Genomic DNA, 17,991 nt, shown 5'->3' on the forward strand with positions numbered 1-17,991 from the left:
AGCCACAGGCCTCAACCCGTCCTTCGGACCCCGCTAGCGGGGCGAAGGGATATGCCGCTATGTGTGCGGCATTCTCTGCGTTTGGTGTGGCAAGTCCCCTCTCCCCGTCAAAACGGGGAGAGGGTTAGGGTGAGGGGCAGCATCACGGCACCCCTATGCGTTAGAGCCCCAGCATCCGCCGGTTCGCCGCCTGGTCCGTGCCGCTGCCGGCGAAATCGTCGAAGGCTTTCTCGGTGACGCGGATGATATGGGCGGCAACGAATTCGGCGCCTTCGCGGGCGCCGTCCTCCGGATGCTTCAGCGCGCATTCCCATTCGACCACGGCCCAGCCGTCGAAATTATTCGCCGTCATCTTCGAGAACACCGCGCCGAAATCGACCTGGCCGTCGCCGAGCGAACGGAACCGGCCGGCGCGTTCGACCCAGCCCTGATAGCCACCGTAGACGCCCTGGCGCCCGGTCGGATTGAACTCAGCATCCTTGACGTGGAACATCTTGATGCGGTCTTTGTAGATGTCGATATTGTCGAGATAATCGAGGCACTGCAGGACGTAGTGCGAGGGATCGTAGAGCATGTTGGCGCGCGGATGGTTCTTCACCCGCTCCAGGAACATCTCGAAGGTGATGCCGTCATGCAGGTCCTCGCCCGGATGGATCTCGTAGCAGACGTCGATACCGTTCTCGTCCGCATGGTTGAGGATCGGCGTCCAGCGGCGGGCGAGTTCGTCGAAGGCAGTCTCGACCAGACCGGCAGGACGCTGCGGCCAGGGATAGATGAAGGGCCAGGCAAGCGCGCCGGAAAAGGTCGCATGCGCCTTGAGACCGAGGTTTTTGGATGCCGTCAGTGCCATCTTGACCTGCTCGACCGCCCATTCCTGACGCGCCTTCGGATTGCCGCGCACCTCCGGTGCAGCAAACCCGTCGAAGGCTTCGTCATAGGCCGGGTGAACGGCGACGAGCTGTCCTTGCAGATGAGTGGAGAGTTCGGTGATCTCGATGCCGTTTTCACGCGCCTTGCCGGCGAATTCGTCGCAATAATCCTTGGACGTGGCAGCCTTCTTCAGATCGATCAGCTGGCTGGCCCAGGTCGGCACCTGGACGCCCTTGTAACCGATGTCGGCCGCCCATTTGGTAATCGCGTCCCACGAGTTGAAAGGAGCAGTATCGCCCGCGAACTGGCCAAGGAAAAGGCCGGGGCCCTTGATCGTCTTCATGTCAGATTCCTCCCTGAATATCGACCGTAAACGTTTCTGAAGTGTTGTAGCACGCAATTTGGCGGGAGCAAGGCGCCTCCTCGCCCTTGGCTCGTGATTTGGCGCGAAGCCAGATGCGATATGGCGGCGAGCTAATCATGATGGGCTTTGGCGGGCAAGAGGTACGTGCAGCATTTTCGGCCACCCGCTCTATTGGAAGCATAAAAAATGCGCCCATCCTTACGAATGGGCGCATGTCTCCAGTCAATGGATCAGAACGGAGAATCCGGGAAGTAGAAGTCCTTGGCATTGTCCTTGGTGACGAGCGTCGCGTCGAGGATGTAGCTGCCGTGAACCGGAACCTGATCATAAAGTGCCGCCGCCGTCAGTTCCATCGCTGTGCCGACCATTGCCGGCGGATAGAGGACGTCGACCGGGATCAGCTTATCGCCGTCCATGACCTTCTTGACCATGTCCTTGGAGCCGGCGCCGGCGACGACATACTTGATGTCGGTGCGCTTGGCCTGCTCGATCGCCTGCAGAACGCCGACGGCCATGTCGTCGTCCTGGCACCATACGACGTCGATCTTCTGATACTTGGTCAGGTAGTCCTGCATGACCTTGAAGGCATCGTCGCGGTTCCAGTTGCCGTACTGGCGGTCGAGAACCTTGACGTTCGAGCCGGCAATGCCCTTGTCGAAGCCGTCCTGGCGCTGCTGGTCGATCGGGATCGGCAGACCGCGGATGATGACCACTTCGGCGTCCGGCGTGGTGTCCTTGATGTACTTGCCGGCGACTTCGCCGAGAGCCGGGTTGTTGCCGGCGACATAGAGATCGCGCACGGAATTGTCGTTGTTGCTCGGCGCACGGTCGACGAGGGCGACGAACTTGCCCTTGCCCTTGACTTCCTTGATGGCGTTGACGAGCGGATCCGGATCCGACGGCAGGATGACGAGGGCGTCGATGCCCTGCGTATCGAGATCCTGCACGGCATTGGCCTGGCTTGCGGCGTCCGGCGAGGTCTTGACGATGACGTTGAGACCGGGATGTTCGGCCATCAGCAGCTTGGCGACGCGTTCGGCATGGAACACCACGCCCGACGTCCAACCGTGGTCGGCGGCCGGAATGGACACGCCGATCGTGAATTTCTTGTCCTGGGCGTGAGCGGCGCCGGCGAACGTCACCGCCGCAACCGCCAGGCCCAACATCAATTTACGCATGCTATTTCCTCCCAATAACTTCAGGGACTTTTCCATATCGGGACCGGACGCCCTGTAAGCCCGATCAATTGTAAGCCTGGCCAGTTTCAAGCCCGGTCAATTCATGATTTGCGCACAAGCGAGCGCTGGACGAACATGGCGATGATGATGATCGCACCCTGGATGGCGCCGATCAGATACTCGCTGATGAAATTCGAAAGCAGCATGATGTTGCCGACCAGTTCGAGAATGAAGGCGCCGCAGATCGTGCCCCAGACCCTGCCCGCGCCACCCTTGAGCGCCGTGCCGCCGACGACGACGGCCGTGATCGCCTGCAGCTCCCACAGGATGCCCGTCGTCGCCGACGTCGAGCCGAGCCGGGGAACATAGAGCAGCACGGCGATGGCGACGCACAATCCCTGGATGACGAAGGCGATCGTCCGCACACGGTTGACCGCGATACCGGAATAGCGGGCGACATCGCTGTTTGATCCCACAGCGACGACGTGGCGCCCGTAGCGGGTGCGATAGAGGATGAAGGCTGCAACCGCGGTCACGGCCAGGATCACCACGATCGGTACCGGTATGCCGGCGACATTGCCGAAATAAGCAGGGCGATAGAGCGTCTGGATATCGGCAGAGCGAAGCGTGATCGCGCCGCCCTGCGATAGCCATGTCGTCAGGCCGCGATAGATGCCCATCGTGCCGAGCGTGGCGATGAAGGGCTCGATCCGGCCCACCGTCGTGATCAGGCCGTTTGCCAGACCGCAGAGCGCGCCGGCGACGATCGTGAAGACAGCGGCGACCGTCAGCATCAAAGCCGGGTTTTCGATGGCACCCGAATTCATCAGCAGGATCATCAGGCTGGCGACGAAGGCCACCATGGAGCCGACGGATAGATCGAGATCCCCTGCTGATATCACGAAGGTCGCACCGACCGCGATGATGGCGATGAAAGCGCTGCGCGTCGCGACATTGGCAAGGTTGGTAATGCCGATGAAATTGGGATTGACCAGGGCTCCGACGATCAGCAGCAGCGCCAGGGCGACGAAGGGCGCGACCGCACGCAGGTCGACATCCCGCCAGGATCGGCGCCGGATTTCCCTGGTCTCCTCGTTGACACTCATTTCCAAAATCAACCTCCCGTCCCATATTTTCTGGGCATCTTATGTGTCGTCCTGATCGGCAAAGCCCTGCTTCAGCCTTCAGGCGGCCGCCTTTTTCTTGAGCCCGGCGGCGTAACGCATGATCTCCTGCTCGGAAATCTCGTCTCCTTCGAGCACGCCGACGATACGCCCTTCGCGCATCACCGCCACTCTCGTGCAGAGGCCGATGACCTCCGGCATCTCCGAGGACACGACGATGATCGACCGGCCGTCCCGGGCGAGCGCCGAGATGAAATGATAGATCTGCTGCTTGGTGCCGACATCGATGCCGCGCGTCGGCTCGTCGATGATGATGATATCAGGATCGGTCTCCATGACCTTGGCCAGCAGCAGCTTCTGCTGGTTTCCCCCCGACATCCGGCCGGCGACGATATTGCCATCACGAACCCTGATATCGAAGCGGCGCTTGGCCTTTGCCATCGCGGCCGCTTCGCTGCCCGGGCTCAGATAGCCGTGACGCGCGTGCCTTCCGAGCGATTGCAGTGTCAGATTGGTCACCATGCCGGAGCGCAGCAGCAGGCCTTTCGACTTGCGGTCCTTGGTCATGTAGGCGAGCCCGCAGCGATTGGCGGCATGCACGTCGCCGGAGGGAACCGTTTCCCCCTTGATGACCACCTCGCCCTCGAGACGGGTCCGCAACCCGGCGATCGCTTCCATCAGTTCGGTGCGGCCGGAGCCGATCATGCCTGAAAAACCGATGATCTCGCCCTTGCGCACCTCGAAGCTCGCATCCTTCACATAACCCGTCGACACCGAGGCGACGCTGAGGACGACCTCCTCGTCGACATCAGGCTCGACCTTGGCGGGATAGAGGCTGGAGAGTTCGCGGCCAACCATCAGCTGCGCGATCGATTCCCCGTCCAGAATGGACGTCGCCGAAGTCTTGATCCATTGGCCGTCGCGCAGCACCGTGACGCGGTCGGTCAATTCCATCACCTCGTCGAGCTTGTGGGACACGAAGACGAAGCTGGTACCCTGGTCGCGAAGCTTGCGAACCTGCTTGAACAGCATATTGGTCTCTTCCCGCGACAGCACCGCGGTCGGTTCGTCCATGAACACCACCCGCGCATCGCGGCTGATCGCCTTGGCGATTTCGACCATCTGCTTGTCGGCGATGGAAAGCGTGCTGATCAGCGCATTCTCATCGACATGCGAACCGAGCACGTCGAGAACCTTGCGTGTCTCCGACCGCATATATTTGCGATCGAGCATGCCGAAACGGGTGACTTCGCGCCCGAGAAAGAGGCTCTCCGTCACGGTCAGATGTTCGGCGAGGTTGAATTCCTGGTGAATGATGACGATGCCGAGCGCCTCGGCGGCGCCGTTGGGCGGCAGCACGACGGGCTTGCCGTCGAGCAGGATTTCGCCGGAACTCGGCTGTTCGAAACCGGACAAAACCTTGACAAGCGTGGATTTGCCGGCGCCATTTTCACCCATGAGCGCATGGATTTCGCCGGCGCGGAGATCGAAGTTCACGCTGAAGAGGACCTGCACTCCACTGAAGGATTTGCATATGCGCCTGGCGGACAGCACCACGGGTGCGGTGTCGGCGATCTCCACGGTCATCTGGCCCTCCCCAAAGCGGCTCCCCGTCCGCTCTGAAGCCTTATGTAAACCTTTACATACATCGTGTAAAGGTTTACATCGTTGATTTACACAAATCAGTTGAAGCCTGCCTTTGACCTCTCGACAAGTCTGTGTAGTGTCGCGGCGAAGACAGCCCAAGGCAGAGCTCAGTGTCGAATTCCACGCCCGCAACCATCGAAGACGTCGCCCGGATCGCCGAGGTCTCCATCGCGACGGTTTCCCGGGCAATCCACATGCCGGAGAAGGTCGCCAACTCCACGCGCCTCAAGGTCAACCAGGCAATCGCCATCACCGGCTACACGACCAACGCCATGGCGCGCAGCCTGAGGCTCGGCCGCTCCAACATGATCCTTGTCGTGGCGCCCGATATCGGCGATCCCAATTTCTCCAACATTCTCGTCGGGCTGGAGAACGAAGCGCGCGCGCACGGTTACGGCATCCTGATCGGCCACACGCAGAACGATGCCCAGCGCGGCCTGGAATATCTGAAATTCTTCAATTCCAACCAGGCGGCCGGATTGATCCTCTTCACCGGTATCCTGCCCTTCGGGCATCAGACGATGACCGCGCGGCTGCCGCCGAGCGTCGGTGTTTTCGAGCCCGTCTTCAACGGCGGCATTCCCTATGTCGGCGTCGACGATACCGAGGGCGCTCGCAAAGCGGTGGACCTGCTGCTGGCCGAAGGGCATCGCAAGATCGCTTTCATCGGCGATTCGCGCACCCGACTTGCCTATACCAGGCGCCGCATGGGTTACGATGCCGGTCTCGATGCCGCCGGCATCCCGCCCGACACCAGGATCGTGCTCGAAGGTGACGGCACCATCGAAAGCGGGCGGCATGCCGTCGAACAGCTTTTCATGCGTGACACGCTTCCGACCGCCTTCATGTGCGTCAACGACCAGACGGCGATCGGCGTCATGGTCGGGCTTGGCGCGCGAGGTTACGATATTCCGCGGGATTTCTCGGTGACCGGTTTCGACGACGTGCCGCAGGCGGTCTTCATATCCCCGCCGCTGACCACGATCCGCCAGCCGAGAACGGCGATCGGCAAGCAGGCGATGGCGCTGCTGCTGGAACTCCTGTCCGATGGCCGGCCGACCGAGACGGAAATCCTGCTGCGGCCGGATCTGGTGGTCCGAAACTCCGTCTCGGCACCGTCGCGCAACTGGTCGAAGCGTTGAACCAGTATCACTGAGCGCTTAAGGCGCATTTAGCCGGCAAAATTGCGCCGGCGACCAATGGCCGCCGGCGCGCTTTATCAAACGTAACGATTGACGACGTTCTCAAGCAATTCCTGCTTGCCCGACCTTGGCTGCGGGTTCACGTCGTGGCTCTCGACATAGTGGCTGATCTCATCCAGCGAATACTCGCCGCGGAAGAGCTTCTGCGCCTCGGCGGATTCCCAGCCGGCATAACGATCGGCGAGCGGCTGCGACAGAGCCTTGTCCTCGATCATCTTGGCGGCGGCCTTCAGGCCGCGGGCACAGCAATCCATGCCGCCGATATGGCCGATCAGCAGGTCCGCCGGGTCGAGAGACTGACGGCGCAGCTTCGAGTCGAAGTTGGTGCCGCCGGTCTTGAAGCCGCCGCCTGCCAGAACATGGTAGTAGGCGAGCGCCATTTCGGGAACATTGTTCGGGAACTGGTCGGTATCCCAGCCGGACTGGTAGTCGTTGCGGTTCATGTCGATCGAGCCGAAGATGCCGAGCGCATTGGCAAGCGCCAACTCGTGCTCGAAGGAGTGGCCGGCAAGGATCGCGTGGCCCTGCTCGATATTGAGCTTCACCTCGTTTTCAAGGCCGTGCTTCTTGAGGAAGCCGTAGACGGTCGCGACGTCGTAATCATACTGATGCTTGGTCGGCTCCTGCGGCTTCGGCTCGATCAGGATCGTGCCCTTGTAGCCGATCTTGTGCTTGTATTCGACGACGAGGTTGAGGAAGCGGCCGAGCTGGTCGAGCTCGCGGCCGATATCGGTGTTGAGCAGCGTCTCGTAACCTTCGCGGCCGCCCCACAGCACGTAGTTTTCGCCGCCGAGCTTCTGCGTGGCATCGATGCAGGTCTTTACCGTCGCGGCTGCGAAAGCAAAGACATCGGGATCCGGATTGGTCGCAGCGCCCGACATATAGCGGCGGTGGGAGAAGAGGTTCGCCGTGCCCCAGAGCAGCTTGGTGCCGGTTGCGGCCTGCTTCTCGGCGAAATAATCGACGATCTCGTTGAGGTTTTTGGTGTTCTCGGCGAAAGTCTTGCCTTCGGGACGCACGTCGGCGTCATGGAAGCAGTAGTAGGGCGAGCCGAGCAGCGAGAAGAATTCGAAGGCAACGTCGGCCTTGAGCTTGGCGGCCTTCATCGTGTCCTCGAACCAGGGACGCAGGAAGGTCTGGCCGCCAAAGGGATCGCCGCCCGGCCAGGTGAAGGTGTGCCAATAGGCCACCGCAAAGCGCAGATGGTCTTCCATGCGCTTGCCCATGACGATCTCGTCCGGCTGGTAATGGCGGAAGGCCAGCGGATTGGTGCTGTCGGGGCCTTCGTATTTTACTTTCTGGATATCGCCGAAAAATCCGGTGCTCATGTTGGTTCTCCTTGGGTTCGTATCTTTTCGAAGTTCTGAATTGTCGGTCTACGCCAGAGGCTCCCTCATCCGCCTGCCGGCACCAGTTCTCAATGCGCCAGCGACTTGATCGCCGGGTAGAGCGCACGGTAGCGCTTGTAAGCATCCTCATAAGCGCCGCTCAGTGCCGACACCGGCTCGATCGTGCCGGCCGTCACCGGCGGCGTGCAGACGGCAATCGGATCCGCGCCCGTTGCCGCGATCAGCCCGAGGCGGGCGGCGCCGAAGGCCGCGCCGAAATCGCCGTCAGCCGGCAGGTCGACAGGAACGCCGAGCGCGGTCGCGATCGACGCCAGCCAGTAACGCGAGCGCGAACCACCACCGATCGCCGTGACCCGGGATATGCCGGTGCCGGCCGAACGCAGCGCTTCGAGATTGTCGCGAATGGCGAAGGCGACACCTTCGAGCACCGCCTGGGTGAGAACGGCACGGCTGCTTTCATGCTCAAGGCCGATGAAGGCGCCGCGGATGACGGCATCATTGTGCGGCGTGCGCTCGCCGGAGAGATAGGGCAGGAAGGTAACGCCGGTGGGAGCCCTCAGCGTCTCGCCGAGTTCGCCGGTGAGATCGGCAGCCGACTTCCCGGTCACACCGGAATGCCAGTTCAGCGCATCGGTGGCCGACAGGATGACACCCATCTGATGCCACGTGTTCGGCAGCGCGTGGCAGAAGGCATGCACGGCGCTTTCCGGCTTCGGCAAATAGGAAGCGTTGGCAGCAAAAAGCACGCCCGAGGTGCCGAGGGAGACGAAGGCAGCACCATCGCTGACCGTACCCATGCCGCAGGCCGATGCCGCATTGTCGCCGGCGCCGCCGGCAACGACGACATCACCTGATATGCCCCATTGCGTCGCCAGTTCGGACCGCAGCTTGCCGGCCTGCTCGGTGCCTTCGACAAGCGCCGGCATCTGCTCCTCGGACAGGTTGGTGACGGCGAGCAGTTCGGAGGACCAGACGCGCTTGCCGGTGTCGAGCCAGGAGGTGCCGGCCGAATCCGACATTTCCGAAATATATTCGCCGGTCAGCCAAAGACGCAGATAATCCTTCGGCAAGAGCACCTTGGCGATCTTGCCGAAGACATCGGGCTCATGTTTTGCGACCCAGGCGAGCTTCGGTGCCGTGAAACCGGGAAAGACGATATTGCCGGTGAGCGCGCGAAAGCGCGGATCGGCATCGAGTGCCGCAGCCTCGACGTAGCTGCGGGTGTCGTTCCAGAGGATGCACGGGCGCAGGACCTTGTCGGTGGCATCGATGAGCGTTGCGCCGTGCATCTGGCCGGAAAGGCCGATGCCCTTGACCGCCGCCAACTCCTTCGGATGTTTTGCCTTGAGGCCGGCGACGGCCTCTTCCGTGGCGCGCACCCAGTGAGCCGGCTCCTGCTCCGACCAGCCGGAATGCGGACGCGAGACGTCGAGCGAACCATTGGCCGAGCCGACGATCTTCTGATCACCGTCGATCAGCATCGCCTTGACGCCGGAGGTTCCGAGATCGAGACCCAGATACATGTGGTATTTCTCCCTTTGCCGTTACGGCAGATTGTCTTTCAGGAATATGTCGAGGCGGATGCGCTCCTGCGCTTCGATGACGGCAAGCCCGTCCGCCTTGGCCTTCAGCACGCGGATCGCGCTGCGCACCTCATGGCCGGCGTCCTGGTTGAGGATCGCGTCGATCGTATTGTCGATGAGTGCTGCGCGCGTATGGACGGTCAGCTCGTGGGCAATCACGGTCAGCACGCGGTCGACGGCCTTCTCCTTCAACGCCCGGATCAGACCGCGATTGCCGGCGCCGAGGCTGTAGACGCCGATAATGCCGGCATTCCCGAGCGCGTCGGCAACGAGCCTATGGGCGACCTCGGGGTCATCGCGGCCTTCGAGAACCGGCAGGATCGCAAGATCGGGAAACTCCTCGGCCATGACAGCGGTGAATCCCTCAAGCCGCTCGCGATGGTCGCGCACGAGCATGGAACCGGCGAGCACGGCGATTTCGCCCTTTCGCGGCCCAAGGAATCGTCCGAGCAGGCGGGCGGCTGTGCGGCCGGCGGCGATATTGTCGACGCCGGCATAGTGATGGCGCAGCGACCCCGTGAGATCGGAAACCAGGGTGACGATGGGAAAACGCTCGCGCACCAGCCTGTCGACGGCGGCGCGTACTTCGGGCGCATCGGTCGCAACCAGCGCAATGCCGCAGGGCTTTTCCCGGGAAAGCCCTTCCAGCACGGCAACAAGGGCGGCCGGATCGAAGGCCGGCACCTCGATGGTGCGGATATCGGTGCGCTCGGCCGACGAACGGACGATCGCCTGCCGGATCTCGGCATTGAGCCCGTGCATGAAGGAATTGTCGCTGGCCGGAAGGATGAAGACCAGCGGATAGGTGCGCCCCTTGGCAAGATTGGCGGCGGCGACGTCTCTGACATAACCGAGCTCGCGGATCGCAGTCTCGACCTTTTCCCGCGTGACTTGGCGCACACCGGGCCGCTGGTTGAGAACCCGGTCGACAGTCGCGAGACTGACACCGGCGGCAGCGGCGATATCGTGAACGGTTGGCCTCATCATTCCTCCTGACGAGACCATTAGCGCCAATTTTGATGTACGTAAATCAAAAAATCCAACAGGCCGGTTTCCACGTCGTTTTTCCGATCCGACCGGCAACCATCCGACGGATGGCGTAGCGCATAACCCCGAAAATCGGAATCCATTTTCGGGGTTATGCGCAGATTTAAAGTGTTAGGGCCTCCTTAGCGCGTCTGAGAAGACGCGCGGCGCTCTAGAGGCCGAAAAACGGCAAACAAAAAGGCCCTCCGGAGAGGGCCTTTTCAAGGGGCGGCAGGCCGGAGGTCAGTGGCCGCCACCGCCTCCCCCGCCTTGCGGCGCGGGTTTCTTGATCATGGCGACACCGAGGATCATCGCGAGGAAAAGCGCGGTCAGGATCAGGAACACGTCGCTGAAGGAAAGGATGATCGCCTGCTTGGTGGCAAGCCCGACCATCTGCTTGATCGCGACCGAGGCGCCATCCATCCCATAGGTGTTGAAATTGGCGGCCATGTTGTTCATCTGGTCGATCGCCGCCGGATTGCCCCAGTCCATATTCTCCCGCAGCCGCTCGTAGTGCACGTCCTGCCGGTTGGTGAGCACGGTGTTGATGACGGCAAGGCCGACGGCGCCGCCGAGGTTTCTGGTCAGATTGAACAGGCCGGAAGCGCCGCGAATGCGCGAGGGCGGCATCGTGCCGAGCGCGATGTTGTTGATCGGCACCATGCACATCATCAGCCCGAAGCCGCGCAGGATCTGCGGGATGAACAGCTCGTAGAAATCCCAATCCGCCGTCAGATGCATCATGATGAAGGTGCCGGCGGCGAAGCTGACGAAGCCGATCACCATCATCAGGCGCAGGTCCATCTTGGTCGACAAACGGCCGGCGATCGGCGCGGTGAAGAACATCGCAAGCCCGGAGACGAACATCGTCTCGCCGATCATCAATGAGTCATAGCCACGGATGCGCCCGAGATAGACCGGGTAGATATAGGTGAGGCCATAGAGGCCGATGCCCATGACGAAAGAAAACACCGAGCCGAAGGAGAAATTCCGGTTCGCGAAAGCCTTCAGGTCGACGACGGGGAAATCCACCGTGAAGGCGCGATAGAAGAAGATGATGGCTGCAACGCCTGAGGCAACCGCTGCGATGGTGATGGAACTGTCGTTGAACCAGTCGTTCGAATTGCCCTCTTCGAGCACATATTCCAGCGCGCCGAGGAAGACGCCCATCGAGATCAGCCCCCACCAGTCGAATTTCTTGAAGAGCGACAGTTCCGGCTTGTCGAAATCGATGAAGTTCCAGGTGACGATCGTGACGATGATGCCGGGAACGATGTTGACGAGGAACAGCCAGTGCCAGGAAAAGGCGTGGCTGAGATAACCGCCGACGGTCGGGCCGATGGTCGGTGCCAGCGTCGCGATCAGGCCGATGATCGGCGAGACGATGCTGCGCTTCGAGGGCGGGAAGATGGTGAAGGCGGCCGCAAAGACCGACGGGATCATGCCGCCGCCGATGAAGCCCTGGATGACCCGGTAGACGATCATCTGGTCGATATTCGTCGCCGTCGCCGCAAGCGCGCTCGCCATGGTGAAGCCGGCGGCCGAGATCGCGAAGAGATAACGCGTCGAGATGATGCGCGCCAACGTGCCGGAAAGCGGGATCATGATCACTTCCGCGATCAGATAGGACGTCTGCACCCAGCCGATCTCGTCGCTGCCGGCCGAAAGGCCGGCCTGGATCTCCGCAAGCGAGGCCGAGACGATCTGGATGTCGAGGATCGACATGAACATGCCGAGCACCATCGCGAAGAAGGCGATGAGCTTCTTCGGATCCATGCGCTCGTCGGCATGGGCGGGTGCCGCCGGAATCGTCCCCGCCGTTGCTGTCGCGCTGCCGGCCATCAGATCACCTCTGCCTTTCCCAGAGCAATTCCGTTTTTCTTCGAATCACGGAATTGCTCTATCTCTTTGTTTTCACGCAATTCCGGACGCAAAACCGCTGCACACTTTTGCTGGAATTGCTCTGAAGGCTTACTTGCTCGGCGCCGTACGGGTGTCGACGTCGACGACGACGCTCAGGCCGGCGCGCAGACGGCCGCTGTCGAGCGCATCCTGCGGCAGCGCGATGCGCACCGGCACGCGCTGGATCACCTTGGTGAAGTTGCCGGTGGCGTTCTCCGGCGGCAGCATCGAAAAGACCGAGCCGGAAGCCGGTGAGATCGATTCGACGGTGCCGACGATCGGATGATCGCTATAGGCATCGACCTGGACGTTGACCTTCGAGCCCGGCACCAGATGCTGGATCTGCGTTTCCTTGAAATTGGCGTCGATGTAGAGCTGGCGCACCGGAACGAGTGCCATCAGGCGCTGGCCGGGAGAGACGAGGTCGCCTTCCTGGACGGAGCGGTTGCCGACAATGCCGTCATAAGGCGCCTTGAGCACGGTGAAGGAAAGGTCACGGAGGGCCTTGTCGCGCGAGATCTCAAGCGAACGGACCGAGCCTTCTGCTTCCTTGCGCTGTGCCCGGAGGATGGTGATGTTGGCTTGTGCAGCGGTGATGTTGGCGTCGCCGCCGGCAAGATTGGCCTTGGCCTGGTCGAGGGCGATATTGGCGTTGTCGAGATCGGCGGCGGTCCCGACCGACTTCGCCTGAAGGTCGCTCTGGCGCTTCTGAGTGATCTCGGCACCGCGAACGGCCGCTTCGAGTGCCACCTTCTGCGCCTGCGCCTGCACGAGGCTCGCATTCGCGCCTTCGATCTGCGCGTCGATACGCTGCAGCGAAAGCTGTTCGGTGACGATCTGGGCCTGGGCCAAGTCGAGGGCGTTCTGATAGTCGCCGTTATCAAGCGTGGCAAGCACGTCGCCCGCTTTGACTTCCTGGTTGGCGACAACGTTCACCTTCGCGACGTAGCCCGTGACCTTCGGCGAAATCGTTGCGATATCGCCTTCGATATAGGCGTCGTCGGTCGACACCATGAAGCGGCCGTTCGTCCACCATTCGTAACCATACCAGCCGCCGCCTGCGAGAAGGGCGAGCACGACGATCGGCAGCACCGGGCTGCGGCGCTTCTTAGCAGCCGCAGGTGCGGCGGCGACCGAAGCCGGCGCCGACTGCGCGGGAGCAGAGGGAACTTCGCGGGCTTCCGCCGTCGGAGCTTCTACGGCCGCGACCTCGGCCTTTACCTCTTCGGTCCCGGCGTTTTCGCTGACGATACGCGCGACGTTGCTCTTCTGGTTGCTCGACATAGCCACTTTACCGATCTGGAGTAAATAATCGAACTGAACGGTTCGGTTCAGTTGACTTAAACCTGTTTTATCGTCATATCAAGATGTATAGAACCAATCGGTTCGATTTCTTTTAAAGACCATACGAAACCGTCAACACGGTTAAGAGGACATGACGCTGAAACCCGACCACGCCGCCGTATTCAGTCCTCCCGCTGCCGGAGGCCGATTTGCCGCAGGCGAAGATCCGGCCAAGCGCCAGCAGATCCTCGCCGGCGCCAAGCGCGTTTTCATGAAGATGGGTTTCGACGCCGCCAGCATGAACGACGTGACGCGCGAGGCCGGTGTCTCCAAGGGAACGCTCTATGTCTATTTCACCAACAAGGAAGAACTTTTTTCGGCGATGATCGAGACCGAGCGCGCTGCCTTCGTGGCCGCCGTGCGCACGGCGCTTGCCGAACATGACGATCCCGAAGCCGGCCTGTATGAATTCGGGATAAGCTTCGTCACCCATATGACCGATGAAAAGGTCATCAGCGCGATGCGCACCGTTCTCGGCGTTCGCGACCGCATGCCGGTGCTCTGTCAACGCTTCTTCAAGGGTCCGGAAAACCTGCGCACCATCATGCGCGACTTCCTGGAACGCCACATCGCCGAAGGCAGGTTTGAGATCGACGACATCGATCTGGCCGCCGGCCAGTTCCTCGATCTCGCCAGCGGTAGTTTTTTCAAACTCCGCCTGTTCGGAAGCATGGAAGAGCCGCCGTCGCGTGACGAAATCGAGCGCGTCATCCGCGGCGCGATCCGGGTCTTCATGGCCGCCTACGGCGCGCGCCGACACGAGACCGCCTGACCGCATCCTTGACTGCCGCGCTCCATCGGCCAAAATCCCGCAATAGCGATCAAATCCGGCTGCCGGCTTTTCTTTAAGGAAGAGTCGCAACCAGGAGAATAAGGATGAGCGCCGTCGGACGGGCGATCTGGTTCATCGAGAGCCATTTCGAAAGCGATATATCGCTGGAAGAGATATCGGAAGCAGCCGGATTGTCGCGCTACCATCTGTCGCGCGTCTTCGGGCTCGTCACCGGCTACTCGATCAGCGGCTATATAAGAGGGCGGCGCCTCAGCCGCGCCGTGCCCACACTGGTCGGCGGTTCATCCACCATTCTCGAGGTTGCGCTTTGCGCGGGCTACGGCTCGCACGAGGCCTTCACCCGTGCCTTCCGCGACCAGTTCGGCATGACGCCGGATGCGGTGCGCAGACAGGGGCACGCCCGTAACCTTGTCTTGCTGGAGCCGATCAGAATGGACCCCGCCCACCTCAACGACCTCGAACCGCCCCGCTTCGAAACCCTTCAACCGATGCTGTTTGCCGGCTTGCAGGAGATCTACCCCTATGGCGGCAATGCCGCCATTCCCTCTCTCTGGCAGAAGTTCAATGCCCATTTCGGACATATCTCCGGCCAGAAAGGCAGCGTCGCCTACGGCATCTGCACGCATATCGACGGCGAAGCGGAGAAATTCCGCTATATGGCCGCGGTCGAAATTTCCGATGCCGGCGATCTGCCGGGAGATTTTGCAACGCTCAAGCTTCCAGGTCAGCGCTACGTCGTCTTTGCCCATCGCGGCCACGTCTCCGGCATTCCGGCGACGATGAACCGGATTTTTGGCGCATGGTGGCCGACCTCGGGCCTGGAGCACGGCGAGACACCCGACATGTTCGAACGCTACGACGAGCGCTTCGACCCCTACACCGGCATGGGCGTCACCGAAATCTGGTTGCCGATCAGAGCATGATGCCGAAAAGTGCGAGCGGTTTTCGGACGACATCATGCCCTAACTCTTTAATGTAGAACAGGATTCAAATTTAAGGCCGACCCGGCCTTAAATTCTGTTCTAGGGAATAAAAGTCACATCGGTTTCGTATACCCCGTTGCGGCGCTTGCTTGGCAGGCCGGCAACATTACATTGCGAGCGTCATTCACGCATGTGACGCGAAAGGGATATACGCTGATGCAGGAAATCATGACGCTCATTCAGGATCCGGCCGCCTGGGTGGCGCTCATCACGCTGGTGGTGATGGAAGTCGTTCTCGGGATCGACAACCTGATCTTCATTTCCATTCTCACCAACAAACTGCCGCCTGAGCACCGGGAGAAGGCCCGCAAGATCGGCATAGGTCTTGCGCTCGTCATGCGTCTCGCCCTGCTCGGCACCATCGCCTGGATCGTGCAGCTGACCGAACCGCTGTTTGAAGCCTTCGGCCACGGTTTCTCCTGGAAGGATCTGATCCTGATTGCCGGCGGTCTGTTCCTCGTCTGGAAGGCCACCAAGGAAATCCACCACAGCGTCGATCCGGAAGATCACGGCGAGGACTTCATCGCAAGTTCGGCCACGACAGGCTTTGCATCGGCCATCGGCCAGATCCTGCTGCTCGACCTCGTCTTCTCCGTCGACAGCATCATCACCGCCGTCGGTATGACGCCGCATCTGCCGATCATGGTGGTCGCCGTCGTTGCCGCCGTCACCGTCATGCTTGTTGCCGCGACGCCGCTTGCCAACTTCATCGAGAGGAACCCGACGATCGTCATGCTGGCGCTCGCCTTCCTGCTGATGATCGGCACGACGCTAATCGCCGAAGGCATGGGCTTCCATGTGCCGAAGGGCTACGTCTACGCCGCCATGGCCTTCTCGGCGCTGGTGGAGGTGCTGAACATGTTCGCGCGCAATGCCCGCAAACGCAAACGCGACGCCGCCCATTGAGACTTGGGCAGGAGGGCGCGGCGGAACCGCCGCGCCCTCACGCGCTGCCATCAGGCCTTTGCAGGCGTGGTTTTTCTTGACGCGCCCGGTTGAATATGGCCTAAGGCCAGCCGAACGGACGATCGGCGGATAGTGCGGGCGCATGCCCTTTTCCGGCCGGTTTGCCGATGAAGATATCTGCATCCTTCGGCCGAACGTCGCTTTCCCCATGAAAGCCGTCCGGCATTCATTGACGGGCACACACAATGACAGTTTCCGGGACAGCCACCGGCGTCCGCGTCCGCATCGCTCCCTCGCCGACCGGCGAGCCGCATGTCGGCACCGCTTACATCGCTCTCTTCAACTACCTTTTCGCCAAGAAGCATGGCGGCGAGTTCATCCTGCGCATCGAGGATACCGATGCGACGCGCTCGACCCCGGAATTCGAAACGAAGGTGTTGGACGCACTGAAATGGTGTGGGCTGGAATGGAAGGAAGGCCCTGATATCGGCGGCCCCTACGGCCCCTATCGCCAGTCCGACCGCAAGGAAATGTACCAGCCTTACGGGCAGGAATTGCTGGACAAGGGCCATGCCTTCCGCTGTTTCTGCACACCCGCGCGGCTGGAGCAGATGCGCGAAACCCAGCGCGCCGCCGGCAAGCCGCCGAAGTACGATGGTCTCTGCCTCAACCTCACGGCCGAGGAAGTCACCTCGCGCATGGCCGCCGGCGAGACGACCGTCATCCGCATGAAGATCCCGGCCGAAGGCTCCTGCGACTTCACGGACGGCGTTTACGGCGATGTCTCCATTCCGTGGGATTCGGTCGACATGCAGGTCCTCATCAAGGCCGACGGCATGCCGACCTATCATATGGCCAACGTCATCGACGACCATCTGATGAAGATCACACACGTCGCGCGCGGCGAAGAATGGCTGGCGTCCGTGCCGAAGCACATCCTTCTCTATCGCTATTTCGACTGGGACCAGCCGGTCTTCATGCATCTGTCGCTGATGCGCAATGCCGACAAGTCGAAGCTGTCGAAGCGCAAGAATCCGACCTCGATCTCCTATTATTCCGCGCTTGGCTACATTCCCGAAGCGTTGATGAACTTCCTCGGTCTGTTCTTCGTCCAGATCGCCGAGGGCGAAGAACTCCTGACGATGGACGAGCTCTCCGAGAAGTTTGACCCGGAAAACCTCTCCAAGGCCGGTGCGATCTTTGACATTCAGAAGCTCGATTGGCTGAACGGCCGCTGGATCCGCGAGAAGCTGTCCGAAGAGGAGTTCCAAGCGCGTGTGCTGAGCTGGGCGATGGAAAACGACCGTCTGAAGGAAGGTCTGCGCCTGTCGCAGACGCGCATTTCCAAGCTCGGCGAGCTGCCCGATCTCGCCGGCTTCCTGCTGAAGTCCGATCTCGGCCTGCAGCCTTCCGACTTCGCCAAGATCAAGTCACCGCCGGAGGAGATCCTCGAGATCCTCAACACCGTTCAGCCGGATCTCGAAAAGATCCTGGAATGGAACGTCGAGACGATCGAGGCGGAGCTGCGCGCGATCGCCGACCGCATGGGCAAGAAGCTGAAAGTCGTGGTCTCGCCGCTCTTCGTCGCCGTATCCGGCTCATCGCGTTCCCTGCCGCTCTTCGATTCCATGGCGATCCTCGGCCGGTCCGTCGTGCGCCAGCGCCTGAAGCTCGCCTCGCAGGCGGTCGCCGCCCTCGTCGGCTCGAAGTAAGAACAGTC

14 protein-coding genes are annotated in these 17,991 nt (G+C 61.3%); 5 read left to right on the forward strand and 9 right to left on the reverse strand.

Features of this window, described 5'->3' with window-relative positions:
* Positions 1-160: 160 nt before the first annotated feature.
* The 4 genes from CUJ84_RS19425 to CUJ84_RS19440 form a co-directional block, all read right to left on the reverse strand.
* Positions 161-1,213, reverse strand: coding sequence for a sugar phosphate isomerase/epimerase family protein (locus tag CUJ84_RS19425; protein ID WP_012759029.1), 1,053 nt, complete (start codon positions 1,211-1,213; stop codon positions 161-163).
* A gap of 251 nt (positions 1,214-1,464) precedes the next feature.
* Positions 1,465-2,412: a substrate-binding domain-containing protein gene (locus tag CUJ84_RS19430; RefSeq protein ID WP_018072728.1), complete on the reverse strand. Its 948-nt coding sequence runs from the start codon at positions 2,410-2,412 to the stop codon at positions 1,465-1,467.
* 101 nt (positions 2,413-2,513) lie between these two features.
* Positions 2,514-3,518 (reverse strand): ABC transporter permease, encoded by a 1,005-nt coding sequence (locus CUJ84_RS19435; protein WP_003552935.1) that lies wholly within the window; start codon positions 3,516-3,518, stop codon positions 2,514-2,516.
* Between the two features lie 78 nt (positions 3,519-3,596).
* Positions 3,597-5,123 carry a sugar ABC transporter ATP-binding protein gene (locus tag CUJ84_RS19440; protein WP_105007408.1) on the reverse strand — a complete coding sequence of 509 codons (1,527 nt, stop codon included), beginning with the start codon at positions 5,121-5,123 and terminating at the stop codon, positions 3,597-3,599.
* A gap of 170 nt (positions 5,124-5,293) precedes the next feature.
* On the opposite strand from CUJ84_RS19440, the gene CUJ84_RS19445 reads away from it, so the two are divergent.
* Entirely contained in the window at positions 5,294-6,325 is a 1,032-nt protein-coding gene (locus CUJ84_RS19445; protein WP_003543025.1) for a LacI family DNA-binding transcriptional regulator, read from the forward strand.
* A gap of 77 nt (positions 6,326-6,402) precedes the next feature.
* Here the strand turns inward: CUJ84_RS19445 and xylA are convergent, their stop codons facing one another.
* The 5 genes from xylA to CUJ84_RS19470 form a co-directional block, all read right to left on the reverse strand.
* A complete protein-coding gene (gene xylA / locus CUJ84_RS19450) occupies positions 6,403-7,713 on the reverse strand; it encodes a xylose isomerase (protein ID WP_105007409.1) in 1,311 nt (436 codons plus the stop codon).
* 89 nt (positions 7,714-7,802) lie between these two features.
* Positions 7,803-9,257: a xylulokinase gene (gene xylB / locus CUJ84_RS19455; protein WP_105007410.1), complete on the reverse strand. Its 1,455-nt coding sequence runs from the start codon at positions 9,255-9,257 to the stop codon at positions 7,803-7,805.
* A 21-nt stretch (positions 9,258-9,278) separates the two neighbouring features.
* Positions 9,279-10,301 (reverse strand): LacI family DNA-binding transcriptional regulator, encoded by a 1,023-nt coding sequence (locus tag CUJ84_RS19460; RefSeq protein WP_105007411.1) that lies wholly within the window; start codon positions 10,299-10,301, stop codon positions 9,279-9,281.
* Positions 10,302-10,586: 285 nt separating this feature from the next.
* Entirely contained in the window at positions 10,587-12,185 is a 1,599-nt protein-coding gene (locus tag CUJ84_RS19465) for a DHA2 family efflux MFS transporter permease subunit (protein ID WP_105007412.1), read from the reverse strand.
* Between the two features lie 129 nt (positions 12,186-12,314).
* Positions 12,315-13,529, reverse strand: coding sequence for an HlyD family secretion protein (locus CUJ84_RS19470; RefSeq protein ID WP_105007413.1), 1,215 nt, complete (start codon positions 13,527-13,529; stop codon positions 12,315-12,317).
* Positions 13,530-13,680: 151 nt separating this feature from the next.
* Here CUJ84_RS19470 and CUJ84_RS19475 point away from each other — a divergent pair, with 151 nt between their 5' ends.
* The 4 genes from CUJ84_RS19475 (at position 13,681) to gltX (ending at position 17,983) form a co-directional block, all read left to right on the forward strand.
* Complete coding sequence (locus CUJ84_RS19475; RefSeq protein ID WP_012759037.1) at positions 13,681-14,361, forward strand: TetR/AcrR family transcriptional regulator; 681 nt, start codon at positions 13,681-13,683, stop codon at positions 14,359-14,361.
* A 104-nt stretch (positions 14,362-14,465) separates the two neighbouring features.
* Positions 14,466-15,305, forward strand: coding sequence for an AraC family transcriptional regulator (locus tag CUJ84_RS19480; RefSeq protein ID WP_105007414.1), 840 nt, complete (start codon positions 14,466-14,468; stop codon positions 15,303-15,305).
* Positions 15,306-15,521: 216 nt separating this feature from the next.
* Positions 15,522-16,271: a TerC family protein gene (locus tag CUJ84_RS19485; RefSeq protein ID WP_018072717.1), complete on the forward strand. Its 750-nt coding sequence runs from the start codon at positions 15,522-15,524 to the stop codon at positions 16,269-16,271.
* A gap of 245 nt (positions 16,272-16,516) precedes the next feature.
* The gene (gltX, locus tag CUJ84_RS19490; protein WP_105007415.1) at positions 16,517-17,983 is read left to right on the forward strand and encodes a glutamate--tRNA ligase; all 1,467 of its coding nucleotides are present in this window, start codon (positions 16,517-16,519) and stop codon (positions 17,981-17,983) included.
* The last annotated feature ends 8 nt before the right edge of the window (positions 17,984-17,991 follow it).

Source organism: Rhizobium leguminosarum (genome assembly GCF_002953715.1).
Taxonomy (GTDB): domain Bacteria; phylum Pseudomonadota; class Alphaproteobacteria; order Rhizobiales; family Rhizobiaceae; genus Rhizobium; species Rhizobium leguminosarum_V.